Here is a 21119-nt window from a genome sequence, read left to right as displayed (position 1 = left end):
AGTACGGGCATGGGCAAGCTGGACGGGCGCGTCGTCGTCATCACCGGTGCGGCGCGCGGCCAGGGCGAGCAGGAGGCCCGCCTCTTCGCCGCCGAGGGTGCCAAGGTGCTCCTCGGCGACGTGCTGGACGAGCAGGGCGCCGCCGTCGCCAAGGAGATAGGCGAGGACCGCGCCCGGTACGTACGGATGGACGTGAGCCGGGAGGAGGACTGGGCGGCCGCCGTGGCCGCCGCCAAGGAGGCCTTCGGCCCGATCGACGGCCTGGTCAACAACGCGGGCATCCTGCGCTTCAACGAGCTGGTCTCGACCCCGCTGGAGGAGTTCCAGCAGCTGGTCCAGGTCAACCAGGTCGGCGCTTTCCTCGGCATCAAGACGGTCGCCCCCGAGATCGAGGCGGCCGGCGGCGGCACCATCGTCAACACCTCCTCGTACACAGGCCTGACAGGCATGGCGTACGTCGGCTCGTACGCGGCGACCAAGGCGGCGATCGTCGGCCTGACCCGGGTGGCTGCGCTGGAGCTGGCCGCCAAGGGCATCCGGGTCAATGCGATGTGCCCGGGCGCCGTGGACACCCCGATGGCCAATCCCGGCCTGCTGGACCCGGCCAACATGAGCGACGAGGCCCGGGACGCGATGGCGGAGCTCTACCAGCGGGTCGTGCCGATGGGGCGGGTGGGCCGGCCCGACGAGATCGCCAAGCTGGCCCTGTTCCTGAGCAGCGAGGACTCCTCGTACATCACCGGCCAGCCGTTCGTGATCGACGGTGGCTGGATGGCGGGCGTCAGCATCCTCTAGATCTCCCGCCCAGCTCATCTGATGGAGCGTCAGGTATTGACGCTCCCGCTTCTGCGGTGGAACAGTCGACTCATCAAATCTGACGACACGTCAGAAATCAAAGGACGGTGAACCCCCTTGGAATTCGGGCTCTTCGTGCAGGGATACGTGCCTGAGGCGCGGTCCAAGGTCGACCCCGAGGCAGAGCACAAGGCGCTGGTCGAGGAGACCGAGTACGTCATCCAGGCCGACAAGTCCGGCTTCAAGTACGCCTGGGCCTCCGAGCACCACTTCCTGGAGGAGTACTCGCACCTGTCGGCGAACGAGGTGTTCCTCGCCTACCTCGCCCACGCCACCGAGCGCATCCACCTCGGCTCCGGCATCTTCAACCCGCTCGCCCCCGTGAACCACCCGGTCAAGGTGGCCGAGAAGGTCACCATGCTCGACCACCTCTCCAAGGGGCGCTTCGAGTTCGGCACCGGCCGCGGCGCGGGCAGCCACGAGATCCTCGGATTCCTGCCCGGCATCACGGACATGAACGCCACCAAGGAGATCTGGGAAGAGACCATCGCCGAGTTCCCCAAGATGTTCCTCCAGGAGGAGTACGAGGGGTTCCAGGGCAAGCACTGGTCGCTGCCGCCGCGGAAGATCTTCCCCAAGCCGTACGGCAAGGCCCACCCGGCCATGTGGTACGCCGCCGGCTCCCCCTCCTCGTACGCGATGGCCGCGAAGAAGGGCCTCGGCGTCCTCGGGTTCAGCGTCCAGAAGGTCTCCGACATGGAGTGGGTGCTGGAGCAGTACAAGACGGCCATCCAGGAGGCCAAGGCCATCGGCGCGTTCGTCAACGACAACGTGATGGTCACCTCCACCGCGATATGCGCCGAGACGCACGACAAGGCGGTGGAGATCGCGGTCAACGCGAACATGAACCGCTTCCAGTCGCTGGTCTTCCGCTACCACGACACCTTCCCGCGGCCCGAGGCGATCCCGCAGTGGCCCGAGACGCTGCCCGAGTACAACGCGGAGATCATCGAGCTGCTGATCGCCGAGGAACTGCTGATCTGCGGAGACCCGTCCGAGGTGCTCGCACAGTGCAAGCGCTGGGAGCAGGCGGGCGCCGACCAGCTGTCGTTCGGCCTGCCGACCGGCGTCTCGTACGAGGACACGATGACCACCGTCAAGCTCATCGGCGAGCACGTGATCCCGAAGATCGACACGGACCCGGTCCACCGCACCACCCGCTTCCGCCAGGCCGCTTAGCGCCTGGCTTCGGCAGGGGGCGGGGCCCGTGGAGTCCGGGCCCGGCCCCAAGGCCCCAGACGGGGCGGCGTCTTCCCGGACCGCCGCCCGGCACCCGCCCCGGCCGGGCGGCCACCGGCCGGGGCACGGGGGCTCCGCCCGGCGTTCGGGGCGCCGCTGCTGGGGCTCCGCCCCAGACGCCGCGCCGCGAACGCCGGCGGGGCCGAGATTGCCCTGCGGGCAACCCGGCCGCGCCTGGCGGACGGCAGCGCCCGGATCCAGCCCCGCCGGCGTTCGAGGCGCGGGGGTTCGGGGGCAGCGCGCCCCGCAGCGGCGCCGCACCCGCACACCACACCGCAGAAGGGATGCCATGCTCGATCACCTCATCCGCGGAGCCACCGTCGTGGACGGGACCGGCGCACCCGCGTACGTCGCCGACGTCGGGATCCGCGACGGGCGGATCGCCGTCATCGCCGCGTCCGGCGCCGTCCAGGAGGAGGCTCGCACCAGCGAGGACGCGACCGGCCTGGTCCTGACCCCCGGTTTCGTCGATCCGCACACCCACTACGACGCCCAGCTGTTCTGGGACCCGTACGCGACCCCCTCCATGAACCACGGCGTCACCACCGTTGCCGGCGGCAACTGCGGGTTCACCCTGGCCCCGCTCAACCCGGCCCGCCCCGAAGACGCCGACTACACCCGCCGCATGATGAGCAAGGTCGAGGGCATGGCCCTCAAGGCCCTCGAGGAAGGCGTCGACTGGACCTGGTCCGGCTTCGGCGAGTACCTCGACGCCCTCGAAGGGCGGATCGCCGTCAACGCCGGCTTCATGGTCGGCCACTGCGCCCTGCGCCGGCACGTCATGGGCGCGGACGCCGTCGGCGGCCAGCCCACCCCCGAGCAGATGCAGCAGATGCTCGACCTCTTCCACGACGCCATGAACGCCGGCGCCTGGGGCCTGTCCACCACCCAGTCCGCCACCCACTCAGACGGCGACGGCGCCCCCGTGGCCTCCCGCCACGCCAAGCCCGCCGAGCTCATCGCGCTGTCGAAGGCCGTCGCCGAACACGAGGGCACCCAGCTCGAAGCCATCGTCGCCGGCTGCCTCGACCAGTTCGCCGACGAGGAGATCGACCTCTTCGTCGAGATGAGCGCCGCCGCCGGCCGCCCCCTGAACTGGAACGTCCTCACCATCGACGCCGCCGTCCCCGAACGGGTGCCGCGCCAGCTCATACCGAGCGAGCGCGCCCGCAAGGCCGGCGGCCGCATCGTCGCGCTGACCATGCCGATCCTCACCCCCATGAACATGTCGCTGGGCACCTTCTGCGCGCTGAACCTGATCCCCGGCTGGGGCGAGATCCTCGGCCTGCCCATGCCCGAGCGGATCGCGAAGCTGCGCGACGCCGACGTACGGGCCCGAATGCTGCGCCACGCCGACAGCAAGGAGGCCGGGGTCTTCCGGCGCCTCGCCGACTTCGGCCGCTACGTCATCGGGGACACGTACAGCAAGGAGAACGAGGGCCTGTCCGGCCGGGTCGTGGGCGACATCGCCGTCGAGCGCGGCCAGGACGCCTTCCAGTGCCTGGTCGAGATCTGCGCCAGCGACGACCTGCGTACGGTGCTCTGGCCCATGCCGACCGACAACGACCCGGCGAGCTGGGCGCTGCGCGCCGAGACCTGGCAGCACGAGGACGTCATGCTCGGCGGCTCCGACGCCGGCGCGCACCTGGACCGCATGTGCGGGGCCCCGTACACGACCCGCTTCCTCGGGGACTGCCTGCGCGGGCGCAAGCTGGTGCCGCTGGAGCAGGCGGTGAAGATGCTCACCGACGACCCGGCCCAGCTGTTCGGGCTGCGCGAACGCGGCCGGATCGCCGAGGGGTTCCACGCGGACCTGGTGCTGTTCGACCCGCAGCGGATCGAAGCCGGTCCGGCGACCCTCGTGCACGACCTTCCCGGCGACAGCCCGCGGCTGGACGCCCGCGCGATCGGGATCGTGTCCGTTCGCGTCAACGGAGTGGAGACCATCCGCGACGACGAGGTGACGGGGGCGATCCCCGGGATCGTGCTCCGCTCCGGCCGCGACACGAAGACGGTGAGCACCCGATGAGCGAGCCCGTACGGCAGAAGCTGTACATCGGCGGCGAGTGGGTCGAGCCCGCCGCCGGGTACTACGAGGTGGTCAACCCGGCGGACGAATCGGTGGTCGGGCTCGCGCCCGAGGCCTCGCGCGCCCAGGTCGAGGAGGCGGCGCGGGCGGCGGCGGAGGCCTTCGAGAGCTGGTCCCGTACGGCCCCCGAGGAACGGGCGGCGGTCCTGGACCGGGCCGCGGACATCATGCAGCGCGAGTACGAGCCGTGGTCGGCCCTCGCCCGCGCCGAGACGGGCGCACCGACCGGCATCGCGCGCGGGATGCAGGTCGGGGTCGGGGTCGCGCGCTTCCGGCGGTACGCGAAGGGCGCCCTCGAACCGGTGGAGCGCGGGCTGCCGCCGCAGGTCACCGAGGCCGGCCCGATGGGGAGGTCGAGCATCCTGGGGGCGCTGGAGGTGCGCCAGCCGGTCGGCGTGGTCACCTGCATCACCTCGTACAACAACCCGTGGGCGAACCCGGCGGGCAAGGTGGCCCCGGCTCTGGCGATGGGCAACACGGTGGTGGTGAAGCCGGCCCCGCAGGATCCGCTGTCGGTGTTCAAGATGGCCGATGCCCTGCACGAGGCGGGCGCCCCGGCCGGCGTGGTGAACGTGGTCTGCGGCGCCTCGGCCGAGGTCGGCGAGGCCGCGGTGGACTCCCCGTACGTGGACATGGTGTCGTTCACCGGCTCCACGGGCGTCGGGCAGCGCATCGCGGAGGTCTGCGGCCGCTCGATGAAGCGGCAGCTGATGGAGCTCGGCGGCAAGGGCGCGGCGGTCGTCTTCGAGGACGCCGACCTGGACGCGGCCGTGATGGGGATCGGCACCACCTTCTCCTTCTACTCCGGCCAGATCTGCACGGCTCCGACCCGGGTGATCGTGCACCGGTCGGTGTACGAGCAGCTGGTGGAGAAGCTGACCGGCTACCTGGCCTTCATGAAGGTCGGCGACCCGGCGGTGGCCGGCACCGTGGTGGGCCCGGTGATCTCGGCGGCGCACCGGGACCGGGTGGAGTCGTACGTCGAGTCGGGGAAGAAGGAGGGGGCGCGGATCGCCTACGGCGGCGAGCGTCCGGTGGTGGGGGACGGCCGCGGCTTCTACGTGGCGCCGACGCTGCTGGTGGACTGCACGAACGACATGCGGGTGGTACGGGAGGAGATCTTCGGCCCGGTGGTCGTGGTGGTCCCCTTCGACGGGGGCGAGGACGAGGCCGTGGCCCTGGCCAACGACAGCGACTTCGGCCTGCTGAGCTACGTGTGGTCCGGGGACGCGGCGCGGGCCTTCCGGGTGGCGCGCCGGCTGCGGGCGGGCGGGGTCGGCGTGAACACGATCGGCCGGAACATGGAGGCCCCGTTCGGCGGCTTCAAGCGCTCGGGCGTCGGCCGGGACGTGGGTTCGTACGCGCTGCACGCGTACAGCGAGGTGCAGTCGATCGTCTGGGCGGGCTGAGCCGGACCGCCGGGAGCGGGGCAGGGGGGTGGGGGCGGGCACGGGGGCCCGGCCCCGCACCCGCGCATTTCCCCCTGCGCCTCACTCCCCGCCCCTCACTCCTCCGAGAGGTAGTCCGTGAGGACGCAGCCCTTCACCAGGGCCGGCTCCTTGCGGTAGCCGCTCGGCGGGTTGAAGGCCGGGTGGCAGTTCAGTACGACCATCCCGCTCTTCGCGTTCAGCATGGCGGTCATCGTGTCCGTGCTCTGGGAGCCGACGGCGAAGTCCTGGCCGATGACGAAGCCCATGTTGACGTGCCGGTTCGGGTGTTTGGCGTATTCCTTGTCGACGTCGGCCTTGAACGCGGTCTGGAAGGCCTTCGGGTCCTTGATGAGGAAGATCCCGGTGTCACCGCGGTCGTTGCACCATCCGCGCTCGGTCACGGAGTACGCCGACCCGTACTTGTCGTCCGGGCCCTCTCCCGGGTCGTAGCCCTCCTGGGCCTTGGAGACCTCGGTGCACTTGGTGTACCTGCCCACGATGCGGGTGGCCTCGGCCATGGAGCCCGCCTTGACCAGCCCCTTGATGCCGAGGCCGTTGCCCTTCTTGGGCGCTCCGCCGTTGCCGTCGCCGCCTGCGCCGATGCCGCCGACCGAGGCGATGTCCCCGGCGTACGCGCCGTCGTCGCTCCCGCAGGCGGTGAGGGTGAGGAGCGCGGTGAGGGTGGTGGCGGTGGCGATGGCCGTTCTGTTGCGCATGCGCGGATGTCCCCCGTGTCGATGACCTTGATCGTCGGGACTCTAAAGCGATCGTCATGTTCGCGCCAAACGGGGCGTCGGAAAGTCGCACGGGAAACTTTCGGAAGGGGCAAAACGGACACTCCTGCGGTTTCCGCATATCGGAACACCGTGTCCGCGTCCTGCGAACCGGGGGTAACATCCAGCATGAGCCTTGCATTGTGGTTACGTGAACGGCCCCCGCCTCGGGATTCAAAGGCGATTCGGCGCGGCGAGATCCGGATCTAATCCTTCCGGACGTGGAAATCGCAGCCTCTAACGTCCAGTTCATCCCGGTCGCCCGCACGGTCCTTGCCATGTCCACGTACGAGGCCCTGCCGGCCTCCTACGCCAAGGTCCACCCGCGCTTCAAGACCCCGGGCCGCGCCACCGTCATGGCGGGCGTCGCGACCGGCGCCTTCTACACCGTGATGACCCTGGTCAGCGAGAACGTCCTGACCGACACGATCTTCGCGCTCGGCCTGATGATCTGCTTCTACTACTCGCTGACGGCCTTCGCCTGCGCCTGGTACTTCCGCGGCGAGCTGCGCCGCTCCGCGCGGGACCTGTTCTTCAGGGGCGTCTTCCCGGTCCTCGGCGGCCTCCTGCTGGCCGCCGTCTTCTTCAAGACGCTGATCGACATGTGGAACCCGTCGTACGGCTCCGGATCCACCGTCCTCGGCGTCGGCAGCGTCTTCGTCATCGGCGTCGGCCTGCTGGCCCTCGGCCTGGTGATCATGCTGGTCACGGAACGCCGCAGCCCGGCCTTCTTCCGCGGCGAGATCCTGACGAAGTCCACCCCGGCCCTGCCGGCCGAGGCCTGACCCCGCTCCCGAACCACTGCCCAACCCCCGCGCCCCCGGACCGATCCCCCGGCCGGGGGATCGGGCGTGGTGCCCCGGGGCGCCGTGGAGCACGGACCGTCAACCCGAAGCGGGGGTGCCGGTGACCGGGGCCGGGGCGGGTCGTTCTGGACGGTATGAACGCCATGAAGCGCAGCCTTGCCGCCCTGGTCCTCTCCGGTGGCGCCCTCGCCCTGACCCCCGTCGCCGCCCACGCCGACGGGCCCTCCCTCCAGGCGGCCGCCCCGCTCGCCCGCCGCGTCGGCGACATCGCCAACCACCCGGGCCAGGCCGTGCAGGACACGAAGACCGCCGTGGGCGTGACCGCCTCCGCCGCCGGGTCCGCCACCAAGGCCACCGACGCCTCGCTCTCCGGCGCGGGCACCGCCCTGCAGGGGCTCCCGAAGACCCCGGCGGTCCGCTGACCCGGCTAGGTGCCCGTACGGGTGACCAGCACCAGCGGGATCTCGCGGTCCGCCGCAGCCCGGTAGGCCGCGTACGAGGGCATCGCCGCCACCACCAACGGCCACAGGCGATCCGCCTCGGCCGGGGTGGCCCGGCGTGCGATCGCCGGGAAGGTCTCGGTCCCGACCTGGAGCGTGACGGCGGGGTCGGCCGCGAGGTTCAGGTACCACGCGGGGTGCCGGTCGGCGCCCGCGTTCGACGCCGTCAGGACGTACGCGGCACCCTCCCCGTCCCCGTCCCGTACGTAGGCCAGCGCCGTGCGCCGCAGCAGCCCGGACCGCCGCCCCCGCGTGGTCAGCAGCAGGTCCGAGATCCCGGGCCGCGGCCGCCCGGCGGTCTCCTCGAAGCGGCGGATGTGCTCGGCGACCCAGGGGTTCGGGCTGTCGGTGACCGTGGTGTCGGTGGCCGTGATGCCGGTCATGCCGCCGTCACCCCCGCGTGCGTGCGGTGCACGGTCGGGGCCCGGACCTCGTCCAGCACCGCCCGGGCGAAGTCGGCGTGCGTGATCCGGCCGGCGGCGTCGGCCGGGCCCAACGCGTAGCCGCCGCCCGGCTCCCCGTCGGGAGTGAAGTCCCCGGCCGGGCTCAGCACCGCCCAGTCCAGCCCCGCCGGCGCCGCCGCCCGCAGGGCCTCGGTCCCGGCGCCGTGGCCGACGTAGAACCCCCGCCACTCCTGCGGATACCCCGGCGTGTCCATCAGCGCAGCCCCCGACCCCGTGGGCAGCACGGACGCCAGCCCGACGGACACGAGCCGCCCGACCCCGGCCTGCGCCAGGCCCGCCGCCAGCGCCCGCGCCACCGCCGGGAAGAACACCCCCGGGGCCGCCTGCGCGTCGTACACCGACACGACCGCCGCATCGTGCCCCGCCGCCAGCCGCGCCACATCGGCCGCCGAGGTGACGTCCCCGTCGCCGCGCCCCGCCTCCGTGACCTCGTACCCGCGCTCCCGCGCTTCGGCGACGACGGCCCGGCCGACCCGCCCGCGGGCCCCGAACACGATGACCTTGCTTCCGCTCTCGTTCTTCGTCATGGGGCGACCATAGAAAAGGGCCTGGTTACCGAACGGGTACCGGCCTACCGTGTGGATCATGCGTGAACCAGAGCCGCTGGACCCGGAGATGTTCGACCCCGTCTGCCCCTCCCCGCTGGTCCCGTTCCGGATCGGCGACAAGTGGGCGTCGCTGATCCTGCGCTGCCTCGAGGGCGGACCGCGCCGCTTCTCGGAGCTCAAGGTCCCGCTGCGCGGCATCACGTCCAAGTCCCTCACCCAGTCGCTGCGCTCCCTGGAGCGCGACGGATTCGTCGTACGGACCGAGCAGGCGGCGCCGGAGCGCCGCGTCGAGTACGCTCTCACCCCGCTCGGCCGTGGCCTCCTGGGCCCGCTGGACGCGGCGTGCGACTGGACGCGCGAGCACTGGGACGAGCTCATCGACGCCCAGGAGGCGGGGCTCGCGCTCGGGCCCTCAGGGGGAGTTGATCGTTGAGCAGGCCATGATCCTCTGGTTGCTCAACACCTTCAGCACGTTCACCCTCGGCATCCTCCTCGTCGGCGGCTTCGTCGCCCTCGCCGTGGGGGGCAGCCTCGCTGCCCGCCGCCGCTTCCCGCACCTGGCGGGCGGCGAGCACAACGAGATGGTCGGCGTCGCCCTCGGCATGTTCGGCGCGATCTACGGCATCATCCTCGCCTTCGTGGTCGTCACGCTCTGGACCCAACTGGAGAACACCCAGACCGTCGTCGCGACCGAGGCCACCGACCTCGCCCTCGTCGTCCGGAGTGCCGAGGCCTTCCCGCCGGCCGAACGCGCCCGCGTGGAGCGGGCGGTGGGCGACTACGTGCACGCCGTCGTCGACGTCCAGTGGCCGCTCATGCGTGAGGGCCGGCCCAGCTTCGAAGCGACCTCCGAGCAGACGCACGGGATGTACCAGGCGCTCCAGGCGTACGAGCCCACCGGCAGCCGCAGCGAGACGTTCTACTCGGAGGCCGCCGGCCGCCTCAACGACGTCGCGGCACAACGCAGGGCGCGCGTGACCATGGCCGAATCGTCTCTGCCGATGCTGCTCCAGGTCCTGGTCTACGGGGGCGCGCTGGTGATCCTCCCGCTGACGTTCCTCTTCGGGCTGCGCAGCCTGAAGATGCAGCTGCTGTTCGTCTCGGCGGTGGCCGGTCTGATCGGCTTCAGCCTGCTGCTCGTGATGGCCCTGGACCGCCCCTTCGCGGGGGAGCTGAGCGTGAGCCCGGCGCCGTACAAGGAGGCGGCGCTGGCCCAGTTCTGGCCCGCCTCCTAGGGGTCAGCCCCAGGTGCGGGAGCAGAGCACGAGGCGGTAGCCGTCGGGGTCGGTGACGGTGACCCCGTACTCGTCCCAGTACGGGTTGTGTGCGGCGACCCGGGTCCCGCCGTGCTCGACGAGCCGCTGGACGAGGGCCTCGTCGGGGGCCTCGCCGAGGTAGACGACGAACAGGTCGTCGACGGTGGGGGAGGGTGCGACGGGGTTCTCGGGGTCCCGGGTGAGCTCGAAGTGCCAGCCCCCGCCCACGGGCCCGACCATCACCAGCTCGTGCTCCCCGGGCGCGATGTCGCTGCTCCGCCACAGGACCCCGAGCCCGAGCCCGTCGACGTAGAACCGCTCGGCGGCGGCGAGGTCGAGGGAGGGCCGGGCGATGCGGACGTGGGTGCCTGAAGTGATCATGGGGGGAGGGTACGGGGGGTGGGGTGGGGGTGGGGGATGGGGTGGGGTGGGGGGTGCGAGAGAGGTCGGTCGGAATGTAGGGGTTGGCGTCCGTGCACTCGGCGTCGGGAGAGCGGATCGGGACGTGCGGGCCGGGTTCGTGTACTCGGGGACGGCAGAGGTCGGTCGGGGTGCCAGGGGGCGGGGTCTGTGTACTCGGGGTCGGTGGAGTGTCCGGGGGCGTCCCGTCAGTCCACTGTCCTTCCGGTGCGGTCCGGGCCGTCAAGGGCGCTCCTTCGTCGCCAGAAGCACGTAGCGATTCGATGCGTCCACGGCCCAACCGGCACCGCATCGTCATCTCATCGCTGTCTGGTGCGGGTTGACCCCGCCCGGACCCGGAAAGGGTGCCCATGGGCCCTCGAGGGAGGTATGGCTCTCCCCGCGGCCCAGTCGCCGGCCCGGCCCGGTGGTCCTGGCGGGCAGCCCCCAGCACCTCTTCCGACGCCGTCGGGCCGGAGCTCAGGCTCCGGTGATCCCGCCGAGGAAAGCCGTCCAGGTCGTCGGGTGCACGGCCAGCTCCGGGCTCGCCGTGAGCTTCGAGTCCCGGATGTGGACGGTGTCGGCGCACGAGGCCACCTCGACGCAGTCGTCGCCGTCACCACTGCTGTACGTCGACTTGTGCCAGGAGAGGGCGACCTCGACACAACTGTCGCCGTCACCGCTGCTGTAACTGCTCTTGAACCACCGCAACTGGGAGCTGTTCACAGGGACCCTCGCATTCGCCTCAACAGGCCCTTGCTGTCAGCGGGATTGAGGGCCTGGATGCGAAGTTTGGCATACCGCTGGTGGAGAACGCTGACGTCTTTCGGGTCATAGATGACTCGGCCCGACTGCTGCCCTTCGCTGTATCCCATCCACTCGTGCTCCCCTGTTTCGAGAAGCCGGAAGGCGCCGCCGAGACCTGCGTGCTCTGGGCTTACCTTTGGCATGATCTGTAGGTCGACGTTGGGTAGCTCCGTGCACTCCAGCAGGTGGTCGATCAGTTGGCGGGTTACGGCCGGCCCGCCGGTCTGCCTCTCGATGACCCCCTCTTCAATGATGAAGCTGAAGACCGTGTACGGGGTGCGGTGCAGGAGTTTCTGTCGGTCCAGACGGGCCACGATCCGGGCTTCCGCCTCCTCCGCTGTGGGCGGCGGCAGCACCGCACTGACCAATGCGCGCGCATAGGATTCCGTCTGTACCAGCCCGGGGACTGAGCGGCACTCGTACGTGTTGAGGGTGAGAGCCTCCTCCTCGTGCTCCACCCAAGGCCTGAACCACGAAGCAAGCCCCCGTCGCCGCTGCAGCTCCCTCGCAGCGATGCGGATGACGCCGAAGGCGTCCAGGATCTCCTCCGACCGGTTCACGAACTTCACCGATGGGTGCCGGCGGCCCTGTTCCACCGAGCCGACGTACTGGACCGAGTACCCGATCCGTTCGGCCAGTTGCTCCTGTGTGAGTCCGGCCCGTTTGCGGAAGGCCTTCACGGTCTCGCCGAAGTTCCGCAGGTCGCCGTCAGGTCCTGCCTCGCCGTCACCGCTGTCGTCCTGGCTCGCCATCGCGGTCACCTCCCGGAAGCCAGGTTCACGGGCAGTGACCGCTACTGTCCAGAGCGTGAACTCGTACAGATGAAAAGTAGCGGTCGGGTGGCTGGGGAACTGCCTGGTCCGCGCGGGATGTTGGCCCCATGACCGCACCTTCTGGCCCCACCCAGACCCTCGTACGTGTGTTCACGCAGCGTTTCAGCAGCACCCGGCGCGGGGCCCGCCTCGCGCGGTGCCTCGCCATGGTCGAGCTGCACGACTGGGGGATCCCGCACCGCACCCCGCTGTCCGAGGACGCGGAGCGGATCGTCGCCGAGTTCACCGCCAACGCCGTGACCCACGGGCGCGCCGCCGGGCGGGACTTCGAGCTCAGGCTGACGCTCCTCGAGGGCGTGCTCCGAATCGAGGTGTCCGACGCCCGGCGGGAGCGGCGGCCCGTTCTGCAGCCGCACGCGTACCAGGCCGAGGGCGGCTACGGCCTGCGGATCGTCGATGCCGTCGCCGTCGGCTGGGGGGTCATGGACCGAGTGATCGGGAAGACGGTCTGGGCTGAGCTCGGCCGACGGTGATATCTTTTTTGGGAATCGTATATAAGCCCAGTCTGGAGGCCGTGATGTCCCGAACGGTGATCGACCTGGACGACGAAGCCCTGGCGGAAGCCGCCCGGCACCTCGGCACCACGACCAAGCGGGACACCGTGAACGCCGCCCTGCGGGAGATCGCCGATCGACGCCGTAGAGCAGCTGCGGTAGAGCGGATGCGGCAGATGGTCGTCGACGGCGAGATCGACTTCTCCACGATCGAGGGCGGCGATGGCGGGGGCATGCACGGGCCGGGAAGGCGATCGGCCGCGTGAGCGAGAGCTTCCTGATCGACACGAGCGCACTCATCCGTTTCTACCGCAGGCAGGCCGCTCCCGCATGGGACGAGGTGGTCACCTCCGGAGTCGTGGGGCTGTGCGAACCGGTTCGCCAGGAGTTCCTGCGTGCCGTCGGCGGTCGTCCGGCCTACTACGAGGCCGATGGCCTGCTTCGGGAGACCTTTCCGTACTTCGTGGCCCGCGACTCCGTGTGGGAGGAGACCTCGGCGCTCCAGGAGAGGATGGCCGACGAGGGCTGCCACCAGTGCGCGAGTCCGGTCGACCTGCTCGTCGCCGTCACCGCGCAGCATCACAAGCTGACCGTCCTCCACCAGGACCGGGACTTCGAGATCATCGCCCGCGTCACCGGGCAGCCCGTGCGGCGCATCGCGGACTGACCGCGCCGCGCCGCACGGTCAGGCGGATTCGTGCGGGACGAAGACGCTCACCCGGTAGGAGGTCGGGTGGACGAGGCGGCCGCAGAACTGGTCGATCCGCAGGAGCTCGGGGTTGGTGACCTTGCCCTCGGCGATGAGGCGGCGGACGTACTCCTTCATCTCCGCCTGCACCTGCGTCGAGAACAGCGGTTCCCAGTGGCCGGGTATGTCCTGCACCCGGCGCTGGGACCGCTCCCTGCTGCGTTTGCGTTTGCGCTGGCCCGGCATGTGGATCAGCCCCCTCTCGGGGGCCATGGTCGGGCTACCTGTGCGCAGGCGTCGACTGATTTACAGGTACTGCGCGAAGTCGTCCAGGACCCGGAGGATCTCGGCCTCCTCGGCCGGCGGGAGCTGGAGGACGACCTCCTCGATGCCCAGGTCCGCGTAGTGGGCGAGCTTGCCCGGGTTCGGGTGGACCGCGTACGGGACCACCCGGAGGTTCTTCGGGTCGCGGCCCGCGGTTTCCCAGATCTGGCGCAGCACCGGCAGGGACTCGGAGAGTCCGCCGCCGCCGATCGGGAGCCAGCCGTCGGCGTGGTCGGCGATGGCCGCGAAGAGCTTCGGGCCGGCCGCGCCGCCGATCAGGGTGCGAGGGCCGTGCAGGGGGTGGCCGGGGCCGAGCTCGCGCGGGGGCTGGACCGGCTTGGGGTGGGCGGCGCTGGCCTGGACGGAGGAGAACTCGCCGACGTACGCGGTGGGTTCCGGGGCCCACAGGGCGCGCATCAGGGCCATCCGGTCCCGGACCAGTTCGCGGCGGGTGCGCCACTCGACGCCGTGGTCGGCGGCCTCCTCGACGTTCCAGCCGTAGCCGACCCCGAGGGTGAAGCGGCCGCCGGAGAGGTGGTCCAGGGTGGCGATCCGCTTCGCGAGGTTGATCGGGTCGTGCTGGGCGACCAGGGTGATGCCGGTGCCGAGGGTGATGCGCTCGGTGACGGCGGCGGCCTGGGCCAGGGCGACGAAGGGGTCGAGGGTGCGCCCGTACATCTCGGGGAGCTCGCCGCCCATGGGCGCGGAGGTGTCGCGGCTGACCGGGATGTGGGTGTGCTCGGGGAGGTAGAGCCCGGCGAACCCGCGCTCCTCGAGGGAGCGGGCGAGGCGGACGGGGGAGACGGTGTGGTCGGTCAGGAAGATGGTCGTGGCGATCCGCATGGCTGAGGGCACCTCCGTGGCTCTTCGGGCTGTCCGGGTCTGCGGGTTCCCCCTGGCGTACGGGTGGTCCGTGGCGCCCGGGACCGGCGGAGGTCACGCTACGGCCTGCGGGTCGGATTGTTGAGGGGGCGTCAGCCGACGGGGTAGCGGGCCGGCCAGCCGGAGGCGGGGACCGCCGGTCCGTGCAGGGTGGGGCCCTGGGTCATCTCGAGGGAGAAGTCGTCGGCGATTTCCAGCAGGGTGGCGCGGCCTTCGAGGTCCGCGAGCCAGGCGCCCGGGAGGGCGGTCTCGCCGTGGAGGGCGCCGAGCAGCGCGCCGCAGAGGGCGCCGGCGGCGGTGGAGTCGCCGTCGTGGTTGACGGCGAGGCGCAGGCCGTGCGGGACGTCCTCGGCGACCAGCGCGCAGTAGACGGCGACGGCGAGGGCGTCCTCGGCGCCGAGGCCCCCGCCACCGCCACCGCCCTCGCCTTCGCCCGCGGCGACGGATGCGACGGCCTCCGGGGAGGGCGGCCCCTGCGGGACCGCCGCGACGGCGCGCTGGAGGGCGTCGGTGACGTTCTGGTGGCCCGGGCGGGCGCCGAGCAGGCCGAGGGCGCGCTGGATGGCCGCGTCGAGGGAGTCGCCGCGGGTCAGGCCGTGGACGATGACGGCGAAGGCCCCGGCGGAGAGGTATGCGGCGGGGTGGCCGTGGCTCTGCGCGGCGCACTCGGTGGCGAGTTGGAGGACCAGGGCCGGATCCCAGCCGACCAGCAGGCCGAAGGGGCCCGAACGAGTGGCGGCGGCCGCGTCGCGGGCGGTGGGGTTCTTCGGCTGGTCGAGGGTGCCGAGGACGTCGTCGGCGAAGCCGGTCATACAGGCGCGCCCGGGGCCGCGGCGGGCGTACAGCCACTCCTGCCGGGCAAGCCAGCCATTGTCCTTGCGGCGCTCGTCGGGGCCCCAGTCGTGCTGGGTGACGGCCCAGCGCAGGTACGCACGGTGGATGTCGGTGGGCGGGTGCCAGGCGCCGGTGTCCCGGCGTACGTGGGCCCGGATCAGCCCGTCGACGGTGAACAGGGTGAGCTGCGTGGCGGCGGTGACCGTGCCGCGGCGCCCGTACGCGGGGGCGGGCTCGGTCAGGCCCTGCGGGCCGTGCGCCTCGCGTACGGCGTCGAGGGGGAGGTCGGCCAGGGGGGCGCCGAAGGCGTCGCCGAGGGCGGAGCCGAGGAGGGTGCCGCGGACGCGGCTGCGGAAGTCCTGCTGCTCCGCGCGCCCCCAGAGCCCGACGGCCGCCCCGGACCGCCCGCCGAGCGTCCCGGAGCGCCCGCCGAGCGTCCCGCCGGCCCGCGCCCCGGTGCCGGGCCCGGCCGGTGCCGCGTGCTCTTCGGCCGGCTTCTCGGTCGTCGTGTGGTCCATCGCGATCCCCCTGCACCGCCTCCGCATGCTCTGGCGCGCACTGTAATGGACACGTTCGATCGGATCCGGAGGGAGGCGGTCCAGCGGCCCGTATGTGCGAGCAGAAAGGCCGGAATGCGCGCAGGGACCTGCAGACATCTCGTTCACATCCGGTCCGAAAGGGTCGGCAGAAGCGCAGGTAGCGCGCCTTGATCGACAAGTGGCACGTTTTGCCACTCGCCTTGGAGCCGGTCGGTTTCGGCCATGTCTCGTTCATGCAGAGTTCTTCGGCGGCCAACAGCCTCAAGGGCATGAAGAAGGCACTCCTCGCCGCGACGGTCGTCGCCTCCGCGCTCACCGCTTCCCTGGTCGCACCGTCGACGACGTCTTCGCCGGCTCCGGCTGACGGCGGCCTGCGGGGCCGGCAGGTGCGACATAGTCCAGTACGGGCAGCAGCTCCGGCAGGTGCCCGTCCGAGGCGCGCGCCGCCTGCTGCCGCTCCTGCGACACCTCCCCGTACAGCGTCGTACGGGCCTTCGCGGGCCGCCCGGCGGCCTCCGCGACGGCGATCAGGTCCCGAACCGACTTGTACGAGCCGTAACTCGATCCCGCCATCCGGGAGATGGTCTCCTCCATCAGCGTGCCGCCGAGGTCGTTGGCCCCCGACCGCAACATCTCGGCCGCGCCCTCGGCCCCCAGCTTCACCCAGCTCGTCTGGATGTTGGTGATGTGCGGGTGCAGCAGGATCCGGGCCATCGCCGTCACCGCACGGTTGTCGCGGACCGTCGGGCCGGGCCGGGCGATGCCCGCCAGGTACACGGGCGCGTTGGTGTGGATGAACGGCAGCGTCACGAACTCCGTGAAACCGCCCGTCTGCTGCTGGATCCGGGCCAGCGTGCGGAAGTGCCCCAGCCAGTGCCGCGGCTGGTCCACGTGCCCGTACATCATGGTCGACGAGGACCGGATCCCCAGCTCGTGCGCCGTCGTGATGACATCGATCCAGTCCGCCGTCGGCAGCTTCCCCTTGGTCAGCACCCAGCGGACCTCGTCGTCCAGGATCTCCGCCGCCGTGCCCGGGATGGAGTCCAGCCCGGCCTCCTTGGCGGCCGTCAGCCACTCCCGTACGGACATCCCCGTCCGCGTCGCGCCGTTGACGACCTCCATCGGCGAGAACGCGTGCACGTGCATCCCCGGCACCCGCTGCTTCACCGCGCGCGCGATGTCGAAGTACGCCGTCCCGGGCAGGTCCGGGTGGATGCCGCCCTGCATGCACACCTCGACCGCGCCCACGTCCCAGGCCTGGGCGGCCCGGTCGGCGACCTGGTCCAGCGACAGCGTGTACGCGTCGGCGTCCGTACGGCGCTGCGCGAAGGCGCAGAAGCGGCAGCCGGTGTAGCAGACGTTCGTGAAGTTGATGTTCCGCGTGACGATGTACGTGACGTCGTCGCCGACCACCGACTTGCGCAGGTCGTCCGCGATCCGGCACAGCGCGTCCAGCGCCGGGCCGTCCGCGTGCAGCAGCGCCAGCGCCTGGGCGTCGCTCAGCTTCGTCGGATCGTCGGCGGCCTGCGCGAGCGCCGCCCGCACATCGGTGTCGATGCGCTCCGGGACCATGCCGGGCGCCGCGGCCTCGCGCAGCGCCTCCCAGTCCCCGTAGACGTGGTCGAAGTCCTCGCGCCGGTCCGAGGTCCGGCCCTCGGTGTCGATGCCGGCATGCAGATCGGTGCGTCCGTACGAGGCGAAGCCCTCCTCCGGCTCCTGCCACGGACGGCCGACGACCTCGGCGTCGGGGTTCGCGAGCCCGGTCTCCGGATCGGCCAGCGCCCGTACGTGCGGCAGCAGCCGCGGGTCCAGCCACGGCTCGCCGCGCTGCACGAACTCCGGGTACACGCAGAGCCGCTCGCGCAGCGCGAAGCCGGCCGCCGCGGACTGCTCGGCCAGCACGTCGATCTGCGGCCAGGGACGCTCGGGGTTCACGTGGTCGGGGGTCAGCGGCGAGACGCCGCCCCAGTCGTCGATGCCGGCGCGGATCAGCCGCGCGTACTCCCCGTCGACCAGGTTGGGCGGCGCCTGGAGGCAGCCGGAGGGGCCCATGATGTGCCGGGCGACGGCGACCGTGGCGACGAGGTCGTCCAGCTCGGCATCGGGCATACCGCGCATCGCCGTGTCCGGCTTGGCGCGGAAGTTCTGGATGATCAGCTCCTGCACACCGTGGTACGAGCGCGAGACCCGGCGCAGCGCGAACAGCGACTCGGCGCGCTCCTCGTACGTCTCGCCGATCCCGATGAGCAGCCCGGAGGTGAAGGGCACGGAGGACCGCCCGGCGTCCTCCAGCACCCGCAGCCGTACGGCCGGCTCCTTGTCGGGGGAGCCGAAGTGCGGGCCGCCGGGCTCGGACCACAGACGCGTGGCCGTGGTCTCCAGCATCATGCCCATCGAGGGCGCGACCGGCTTGAGCCGCTGGAAGTCGGCCCACGACATCACACCCGGATTCAGATGGGGCAGGAGCCCCGTCTCCTCCAGGATCAGGATCGAGATGGCCCGCACGTACGAGACGGTGTCGCTGTACCCCTGCGCCTCGAGCCACTCACGCGCCTCGGGCCACCGCTCCTCGGGTTTGTCGCCCAGCGTGATGAGCGCTTCCTTGCAGCCCAGCGCGGCACCCCGGCGGGCGATGTCGAGCACCTCGTCGGGCGACATGTACATCCCGTGCCCCGCCCGCCGGAGCTTGCCGGGGACGGTTGCGAAGGTGCAGTAGTGGCACTTGTCACGGCACAGGCGGGTCAGTGGGATGAACACGCTCTTCGAGTACGTGATGACGCCGGGCCGCCCGGCGGCCGCGAGGCCGGCGTCGCGGACCCGGGCGGCGGAGGCGGCGAGGTCCTCCAGGTCCGCGCCGCGCGCCTGGAGGAGTACGGCCGCCTCGGTCGCGTCGAGCGCGACGCCGTCGCGGGCTCGCTTGAGCGCGCGACGCATCGCGTTTTCGGTCGGAGTCGTCATGCGGTGAGCATACGATCCGACGCCCCGGCCGCGAGGTGGCTCATCGCATCAGCTCACCGGCGTTGACCAGCAGGGACTGGCCGGTTATCGCCCGCGCCCGGTCGGAGGCGAGGAACACGGCGGCGTCGGCGACGTCCCCGTCCGTGGCAAGGTCGGGCAGCGCCATCCGCTCGGTGAGCCGGGCGTGCACCTCGGCTTCGGGGACTCCCTCGGTGTGCGCGGTGAAGGTCACGAACGCCTGCACGGGCGGCCCCCACATCCAACCGGGCAGCACGGTGTTGACCCTGATCCGGTGCGGGCCGAGCTCGCGGGCCATGGAGTACATCGCGGAGGTCAGCGCCCCCTTGGAGGCGGCGTACGCGGCCTGCTGCACCTCGTTGGGCGCGGCGACGGCGGACTGCGTCCCGATGATGACGACGGACCCGCCGCGCTCCTTGAGACCGGGCAGGCAGGCGCGGGTCATGCGGAGGGTGCCCAGCAGGTTGACGTCGATGATCTGCTGCCAGGTGCCGAAGTCGGCGTCTTCGAGCCCGCCGAAGTACGAGTCCCAGGCGGCGACGTGCACGACGGCGTCGATCCCGCCGAACCGGTCCCGCCCCAGCTCGGCCAGGGCGGCGCACTGTGCCTCGTCGCCGATGTCGGTCGGCAGGTACGCGGTGTGCCGTCCGTCGGGGTCGATCTCGGCGGCGGACTTGGCCAGATTGGCCTCGGTCCGTGCCCCGAGCACGGCGTTCCCGCCGTCCCGTACGACGGCGGCGGCGACCTGGTGGCCGAGCCCGGCCCCGACGCCGGAGACGATGACGGTCTTCCCTTGCAGCAGCATGTGCGTGCCTCCCGGCGCCGGGCCCTGTAAGTGACGGGGCGTCAGATTACGGGCGTGGCGCCGAGGAGGGAAGGGGCGGATCGGGCCGGGCCCGGCCCGGCCTTCGGTGGGCTCAGGTGCGGCTCAGGTGCGGCTGGCGGTGAACTTCATCGCGCCCTTGACGCCCTCAGTGCAGATGGTGCCGCTGATCGCGACGACCCGGCTGGCCAGGTTGCAGCGCGGGGGCGCCGCTCCGCAGCTCCGGCGCGCCCTCGGTGGTCGAATACTGGAGCGCCCGGCGGGCCGATGCCGCGAACGCGGCGTCGTACGCGGCCCGCAGGCCTTCGGTGTCGAAGAGCTCCGGGGCGGGCAGGCCGCCGGCGAAGGAGATCACCCCGGGGCGTGCGGTCAGGGCGAGGATCTCGCGGATGGGCGAGCCGCCGACGTCGCGGGCGCGGGCGGCGAAGGCGGGCGGCGGCGAAGGCAGGGCGGCGGCGGTGGACGGCACGGGTACTCCTTCGGGGGAGGCGGGTGGGCGCATCCTGGCCACGAAAAGATGCATACGGCACCTACACGTCAGGGAGTGGAACGCAGCGCACCCCCTCCCCATCTGACGTGGCATCAGCTAGACCGTTCCCCATGACGACGGAGAACCGAGAGAGCCAGGACACCCAACCCGACACCTACGCCGAGCTGGCGGCCGTGGGCCCGTACGGCGTCCGGCCCGGCCATGCGCTGATCACCATGGTCGAACCGCACCCGGGCCACGAGTACGCGTACAACCGCTGGTACGAGGACGACCACTACTACGCCGGCGCGATGGCCATGCCCTGGATGTACGCGGGCCGCCGCTGGGTCGCCACCCGCGAACTCCGGGAAATGCGCTACCCGGAGAAGTCCGCCGTCGCCCAGCCCGTCACCGCCGGGTGCTACATCTCCACGTACTGGGTCACCGAGGGCCGCTACGACGAGCACATGAAGTGGACCGTCGGCATCAACAGGCGGCTCAACCGGGACGGCCGCGTCTACCAGGACCGCACCCACGTCTTCACGTCCTTCCAGGACCACGAGGCCACGGTCTACCGCGACGGGGCCGCCGGCCCGCGGGACTTCCACGCCCTCGACCACCCGTACGCCGGCCTCGTCGTCCAGGTCGTCGATGCCGACGGGCCCGAACGGCGGGAGGAACTGCTGGAGTGGCTGCGCTCGCGCGCCCTGCCGAAGCGGCTGCACGGCTCGCCGGCCGCGATGGTGACGGTCTTCCGGCCGACCCCGCTGCCCGGCGACCGGATGACGTACGTCAAGCAGGTCGAGGGGGTCGACACCCGGCTGACGCTGCTGTGGTTCCTGGAGGCCGATCCGCGCACCTGCTGGGACGGGTTCCGGGGGCTGGACACCGAGGTCGCCGAGGCCGGGCTGGGGCGGGTGGAGCTGGTGGCGCCGTTCATCCCGACGGTGCCGGGGACGGACCGGTACGTGAGCGAGCTCCGCTAGCCGGAGACGAGCCGGAAGTGGAACCGGAACCGGAGCCGGATCCGGAGCCGGAACCGGACCTGGACCCGGACATGGCCGAGCCCCCTCGGCCGGGACGGCGGGCCA

The 21119-nt window shown here is 71.6% G+C and carries 21 protein-coding genes and 3 pseudogenes; 12 read left to right on the top strand and 12 right to left on the bottom strand.

Annotation, left to right across the window (positions count from 1 at the left end; all coding sequences use genetic code 11):
- The first annotated feature begins 9 nt into the window (after window positions 1-9).
- The 4 genes from AB0M76_RS13250 to AB0M76_RS13235 all read left to right on the top strand — a co-directional run bounded on the left by AB0M76_RS13250 (window position 10) and on the right by AB0M76_RS13235 (window position 5592).
- The gene (locus AB0M76_RS13250; protein ID WP_365952974.1) at window positions 10-795 is read left to right on the top strand and encodes a glucose 1-dehydrogenase; all 786 of its coding nucleotides are present in this window, start codon (window positions 10-12) and stop codon (window positions 793-795) included.
- A 117-nt stretch (window positions 796-912) separates the two neighbouring features.
- The gene (locus AB0M76_RS13245) at window positions 913-2034 is read left to right on the top strand and encodes an LLM class flavin-dependent oxidoreductase (RefSeq protein ID WP_365952973.1); all 1122 of its coding nucleotides are present in this window, start codon (window positions 913-915) and stop codon (window positions 2032-2034) included.
- Between the two features lie 349 nt (window positions 2035-2383).
- Window positions 2384-4123, top strand: a complete 1740-nt coding sequence (locus tag AB0M76_RS13240; RefSeq protein WP_365952972.1) for a D-aminoacylase — start codon at window positions 2384-2386, stop codon at window positions 4121-4123.
- A complete protein-coding gene (locus tag AB0M76_RS13235; protein ID WP_365952971.1) occupies window positions 4120-5592 on the top strand; it encodes an aldehyde dehydrogenase family protein in 1473 nt (490 codons plus the stop codon). Before AB0M76_RS13240 ends, AB0M76_RS13235 begins: the two co-directional genes overlap by 4 nt.
- Window positions 5593-5687: 95 nt before the next feature.
- Here the strand turns inward: AB0M76_RS13235 and AB0M76_RS13230 are convergent, their stop codons facing one another.
- Window positions 5688-6329: a hypothetical protein gene (locus AB0M76_RS13230; RefSeq protein ID WP_365952970.1), complete on the bottom strand. Its 642-nt coding sequence runs from the start codon at window positions 6327-6329 to the stop codon at window positions 5688-5690.
- A gap of 287 nt (window positions 6330-6616) precedes the next feature.
- Between AB0M76_RS13230 and AB0M76_RS13225 the strand changes: the two are divergent.
- Both AB0M76_RS13225 and AB0M76_RS13220 read left to right on the top strand, forming a co-directional pair.
- A pseudogene (locus tag AB0M76_RS13225) lies at window positions 6617-7171 on the top strand (amino acid transporter); the annotation flags it as partial.
- A 155-nt stretch (window positions 7172-7326) separates the two neighbouring features.
- Complete coding sequence (locus tag AB0M76_RS13220) at window positions 7327-7614, top strand: hypothetical protein (RefSeq protein ID WP_365952969.1); 288 nt, start codon at window positions 7327-7329, stop codon at window positions 7612-7614.
- Window positions 7615-7619: 5 nt separating this feature from the next.
- Here AB0M76_RS13220 and AB0M76_RS13215 read toward each other — a convergent pair whose 3' ends face one another.
- Both AB0M76_RS13215 and AB0M76_RS13210 read right to left on the bottom strand, forming a co-directional pair.
- Window positions 7620-8075, bottom strand: a complete 456-nt coding sequence (locus AB0M76_RS13215; RefSeq protein ID WP_365952968.1) for a nitroreductase/quinone reductase family protein — start codon at window positions 8073-8075, stop codon at window positions 7620-7622.
- The gene (locus AB0M76_RS13210) at window positions 8072-8683 is read right to left on the bottom strand and encodes an NAD(P)H-binding protein (RefSeq protein ID WP_365952967.1); all 612 of its coding nucleotides are present in this window, start codon (window positions 8681-8683) and stop codon (window positions 8072-8074) included. The genes AB0M76_RS13215 and AB0M76_RS13210 overlap by 4 nt, the downstream gene beginning before the upstream one ends.
- Window positions 8684-8741: 58 nt before the next feature.
- On the opposite strand from AB0M76_RS13210, the gene AB0M76_RS13205 reads away from it, so the two are divergent.
- Both AB0M76_RS13205 and AB0M76_RS13200 read left to right on the top strand, forming a co-directional pair.
- Window positions 8742-9137, top strand: coding sequence for a helix-turn-helix domain-containing protein (locus tag AB0M76_RS13205; RefSeq protein ID WP_365952966.1), 396 nt, complete (start codon window positions 8742-8744; stop codon window positions 9135-9137).
- A gap of 7 nt (window positions 9138-9144) precedes the next feature.
- Window positions 9145-9939, top strand: coding sequence for a DUF4239 domain-containing protein (locus AB0M76_RS13200; RefSeq protein ID WP_365952965.1), 795 nt, complete (start codon window positions 9145-9147; stop codon window positions 9937-9939).
- Between the two features lie 3 nt (window positions 9940-9942).
- On the opposite strand, the gene AB0M76_RS13195 is transcribed toward AB0M76_RS13200, so the two are convergent.
- From AB0M76_RS13195 to AB0M76_RS13185, 3 genes are all read right to left on the bottom strand, one after another.
- Entirely contained in the window at window positions 9943-10341 is a 399-nt protein-coding gene (locus AB0M76_RS13195) for a VOC family protein (RefSeq protein ID WP_365952964.1), read from the bottom strand.
- 498 nt (window positions 10342-10839) lie between these two features.
- A complete protein-coding gene (locus tag AB0M76_RS13190; protein WP_365952963.1) occupies window positions 10840-11085 on the bottom strand; it encodes a DUF397 domain-containing protein in 246 nt (81 codons plus the stop codon).
- The gene (locus AB0M76_RS13185) at window positions 11082-11918 is read right to left on the bottom strand and encodes a helix-turn-helix transcriptional regulator (RefSeq protein ID WP_365952962.1); all 837 of its coding nucleotides are present in this window, start codon (window positions 11916-11918) and stop codon (window positions 11082-11084) included. The genes AB0M76_RS13190 and AB0M76_RS13185 overlap by 4 nt, the downstream gene beginning before the upstream one ends.
- A 128-nt stretch (window positions 11919-12046) precedes the next feature.
- Between AB0M76_RS13185 and AB0M76_RS13180 the strand changes: the two genes are divergently transcribed.
- Genes AB0M76_RS13180 through AB0M76_RS13170 form a run of 3 tightly spaced genes read left to right on the top strand, consistent with a single transcriptional unit; the run spans window position 12047 to window position 13160 of the window.
- The gene (locus AB0M76_RS13180) at window positions 12047-12472 is read left to right on the top strand and encodes an ATP-binding protein (RefSeq protein ID WP_365952961.1); all 426 of its coding nucleotides are present in this window, start codon (window positions 12047-12049) and stop codon (window positions 12470-12472) included.
- A gap of 44 nt (window positions 12473-12516) precedes the next feature.
- A complete protein-coding gene (locus AB0M76_RS13175; protein ID WP_365952960.1) occupies window positions 12517-12759 on the top strand; it encodes a type II toxin-antitoxin system VapB family antitoxin in 243 nt (80 codons plus the stop codon).
- Window positions 12756-13160, top strand: a complete 405-nt coding sequence (locus tag AB0M76_RS13170; protein WP_266628389.1) for a PIN domain nuclease — start codon at window positions 12756-12758, stop codon at window positions 13158-13160. Before AB0M76_RS13175 ends, AB0M76_RS13170 begins: the two co-directional genes overlap by 4 nt.
- Window positions 13161-13178: 18 nt before the next feature.
- On the opposite strand, the gene AB0M76_RS13165 is transcribed toward AB0M76_RS13170, so the two are convergent.
- The 6 genes and pseudogenes from AB0M76_RS13165 to AB0M76_RS13140 all read right to left on the bottom strand — a co-directional run.
- Window positions 13179-13454: a hypothetical protein gene (locus tag AB0M76_RS13165; RefSeq protein WP_365952959.1), complete on the bottom strand. Its 276-nt coding sequence runs from the start codon at window positions 13452-13454 to the stop codon at window positions 13179-13181.
- A 33-nt stretch (window positions 13455-13487) separates the two neighbouring features.
- Window positions 13488-14348 carry an LLM class F420-dependent oxidoreductase gene (locus AB0M76_RS13160; protein ID WP_365952958.1) on the bottom strand — a complete coding sequence of 287 codons (861 nt, stop codon included), beginning with the start codon at window positions 14346-14348 and terminating at the stop codon, window positions 13488-13490.
- Window positions 14349-14479: 131 nt separating this feature from the next.
- Complete coding sequence (locus tag AB0M76_RS13155) at window positions 14480-15739, bottom strand: ADP-ribosylglycohydrolase family protein (RefSeq protein WP_365952956.1); 1260 nt, start codon at window positions 15737-15739, stop codon at window positions 14480-14482.
- A gap of 417 nt (window positions 15740-16156) precedes the next feature.
- Window positions 16157-18718: pseudogene (locus tag AB0M76_RS13150) on the bottom strand (bifunctional FO biosynthesis protein CofGH); the annotation flags it as partial.
- Window positions 18719-18758: 40 nt separating this feature from the next.
- Window positions 18759-19541 (bottom strand): SDR family oxidoreductase, encoded by a 783-nt coding sequence (locus AB0M76_RS13145; RefSeq protein ID WP_365952955.1) that lies wholly within the window; start codon window positions 19539-19541, stop codon window positions 18759-18761.
- Between the two features lie 331 nt (window positions 19542-19872).
- Window positions 19873-20061, bottom strand: a pseudogene (locus AB0M76_RS13140) (PLP-dependent aminotransferase family protein); the annotation flags it as partial.
- 98 nt (window positions 20062-20159) lie between these two features.
- On the opposite strand from AB0M76_RS13140, the gene AB0M76_RS13135 reads away from it, so the two are divergent.
- On the top strand, window positions 20160-21014 hold the full coding sequence (locus AB0M76_RS13135) for a hypothetical protein (RefSeq protein ID WP_365952954.1): 855 nt from the start codon (window positions 20160-20162) through the stop codon (window positions 21012-21014).
- Window positions 21015-21119 lie beyond the last annotated feature (105 nt).

This window comes from Streptomyces sp. NPDC051364, assembly GCF_040682115.1.
GTDB lineage: Bacteria > Actinomycetota > Actinomycetes > Streptomycetales > Streptomycetaceae > Streptomyces.
The sequence above is the reverse complement of the archived record's forward strand: the minus strand, read 5'-3'. Positions and strand labels throughout refer to the sequence as shown.

Excerpts from the sequence above, each read along its gene's own strand:
- AB0M76_RS13160 (WP_365952958.1), bottom strand. The coding sequence starts at position 14,348 with ATGCGGATCGCCACGACCATCTTCCTGACCGACCACACCGTCTCCCCC.
- AB0M76_RS13230 (WP_365952970.1), bottom strand. The coding sequence starts at position 6,329 with ATGCGCAACAGAACGGCCATCGCCACCGCCACCACCCTCACCGCGCTC.
- AB0M76_RS13210 (WP_365952967.1), bottom strand. The coding sequence starts at position 8,683 with ATGACGAAGAACGAGAGCGGAAGCAAGGTCATCGTGTTCGGGGCCCGC.
- AB0M76_RS13175 (WP_365952960.1), top strand. The coding sequence starts at position 12,517 with ATGTCCCGAACGGTGATCGACCTGGACGACGAAGCCCTGGCGGAAGCC.
- AB0M76_RS13215 (WP_365952968.1), bottom strand. The coding sequence starts at position 8,075 with ATGACCGGCATCACGGCCACCGACACCACGGTCACCGACAGCCCGAAC.
- AB0M76_RS13205 (WP_365952966.1), top strand. The coding sequence starts at position 8,742 with ATGCGTGAACCAGAGCCGCTGGACCCGGAGATGTTCGACCCCGTCTGC.
- AB0M76_RS13200 (WP_365952965.1), top strand. The coding sequence starts at position 9,145 with ATGATCCTCTGGTTGCTCAACACCTTCAGCACGTTCACCCTCGGCATC.
- AB0M76_RS13135 (WP_365952954.1), top strand. The coding sequence starts at position 20,160 with ATGACGACGGAGAACCGAGAGAGCCAGGACACCCAACCCGACACCTAC.
- AB0M76_RS13145 (WP_365952955.1), bottom strand. The coding sequence starts at position 19,541 with ATGCTGCTGCAAGGGAAGACCGTCATCGTCTCCGGCGTCGGGGCCGGG.
- AB0M76_RS13195 (WP_365952964.1), bottom strand. The coding sequence starts at position 10,341 with ATGATCACTTCAGGCACCCACGTCCGCATCGCCCGGCCCTCCCTCGAC.
- AB0M76_RS13220 (WP_365952969.1), top strand. The coding sequence starts at position 7,327 with ATGAACGCCATGAAGCGCAGCCTTGCCGCCCTGGTCCTCTCCGGTGGC.
- AB0M76_RS13250 (WP_365952974.1), top strand. The coding sequence starts at position 10 with ATGGGCAAGCTGGACGGGCGCGTCGTCGTCATCACCGGTGCGGCGCGC.
- AB0M76_RS13185 (WP_365952962.1), bottom strand. The coding sequence starts at position 11,918 with ATGGCGAGCCAGGACGACAGCGGTGACGGCGAGGCAGGACCTGACGGC.
- AB0M76_RS13165 (WP_365952959.1), bottom strand. The coding sequence starts at position 13,454 with ATGGCCCCCGAGAGGGGGCTGATCCACATGCCGGGCCAGCGCAAACGC.
- AB0M76_RS13240 (WP_365952972.1), top strand. The coding sequence starts at position 2,384 with ATGCTCGATCACCTCATCCGCGGAGCCACCGTCGTGGACGGGACCGGC.
- AB0M76_RS13235 (WP_365952971.1), top strand. The coding sequence starts at position 4,120 with ATGAGCGAGCCCGTACGGCAGAAGCTGTACATCGGCGGCGAGTGGGTC.
- AB0M76_RS13180 (WP_365952961.1), top strand. The coding sequence starts at position 12,047 with ATGACCGCACCTTCTGGCCCCACCCAGACCCTCGTACGTGTGTTCACG.
- AB0M76_RS13155 (WP_365952956.1), bottom strand. The coding sequence starts at position 15,739 with ATGGACCACACGACGACCGAGAAGCCGGCCGAAGAGCACGCGGCACCG.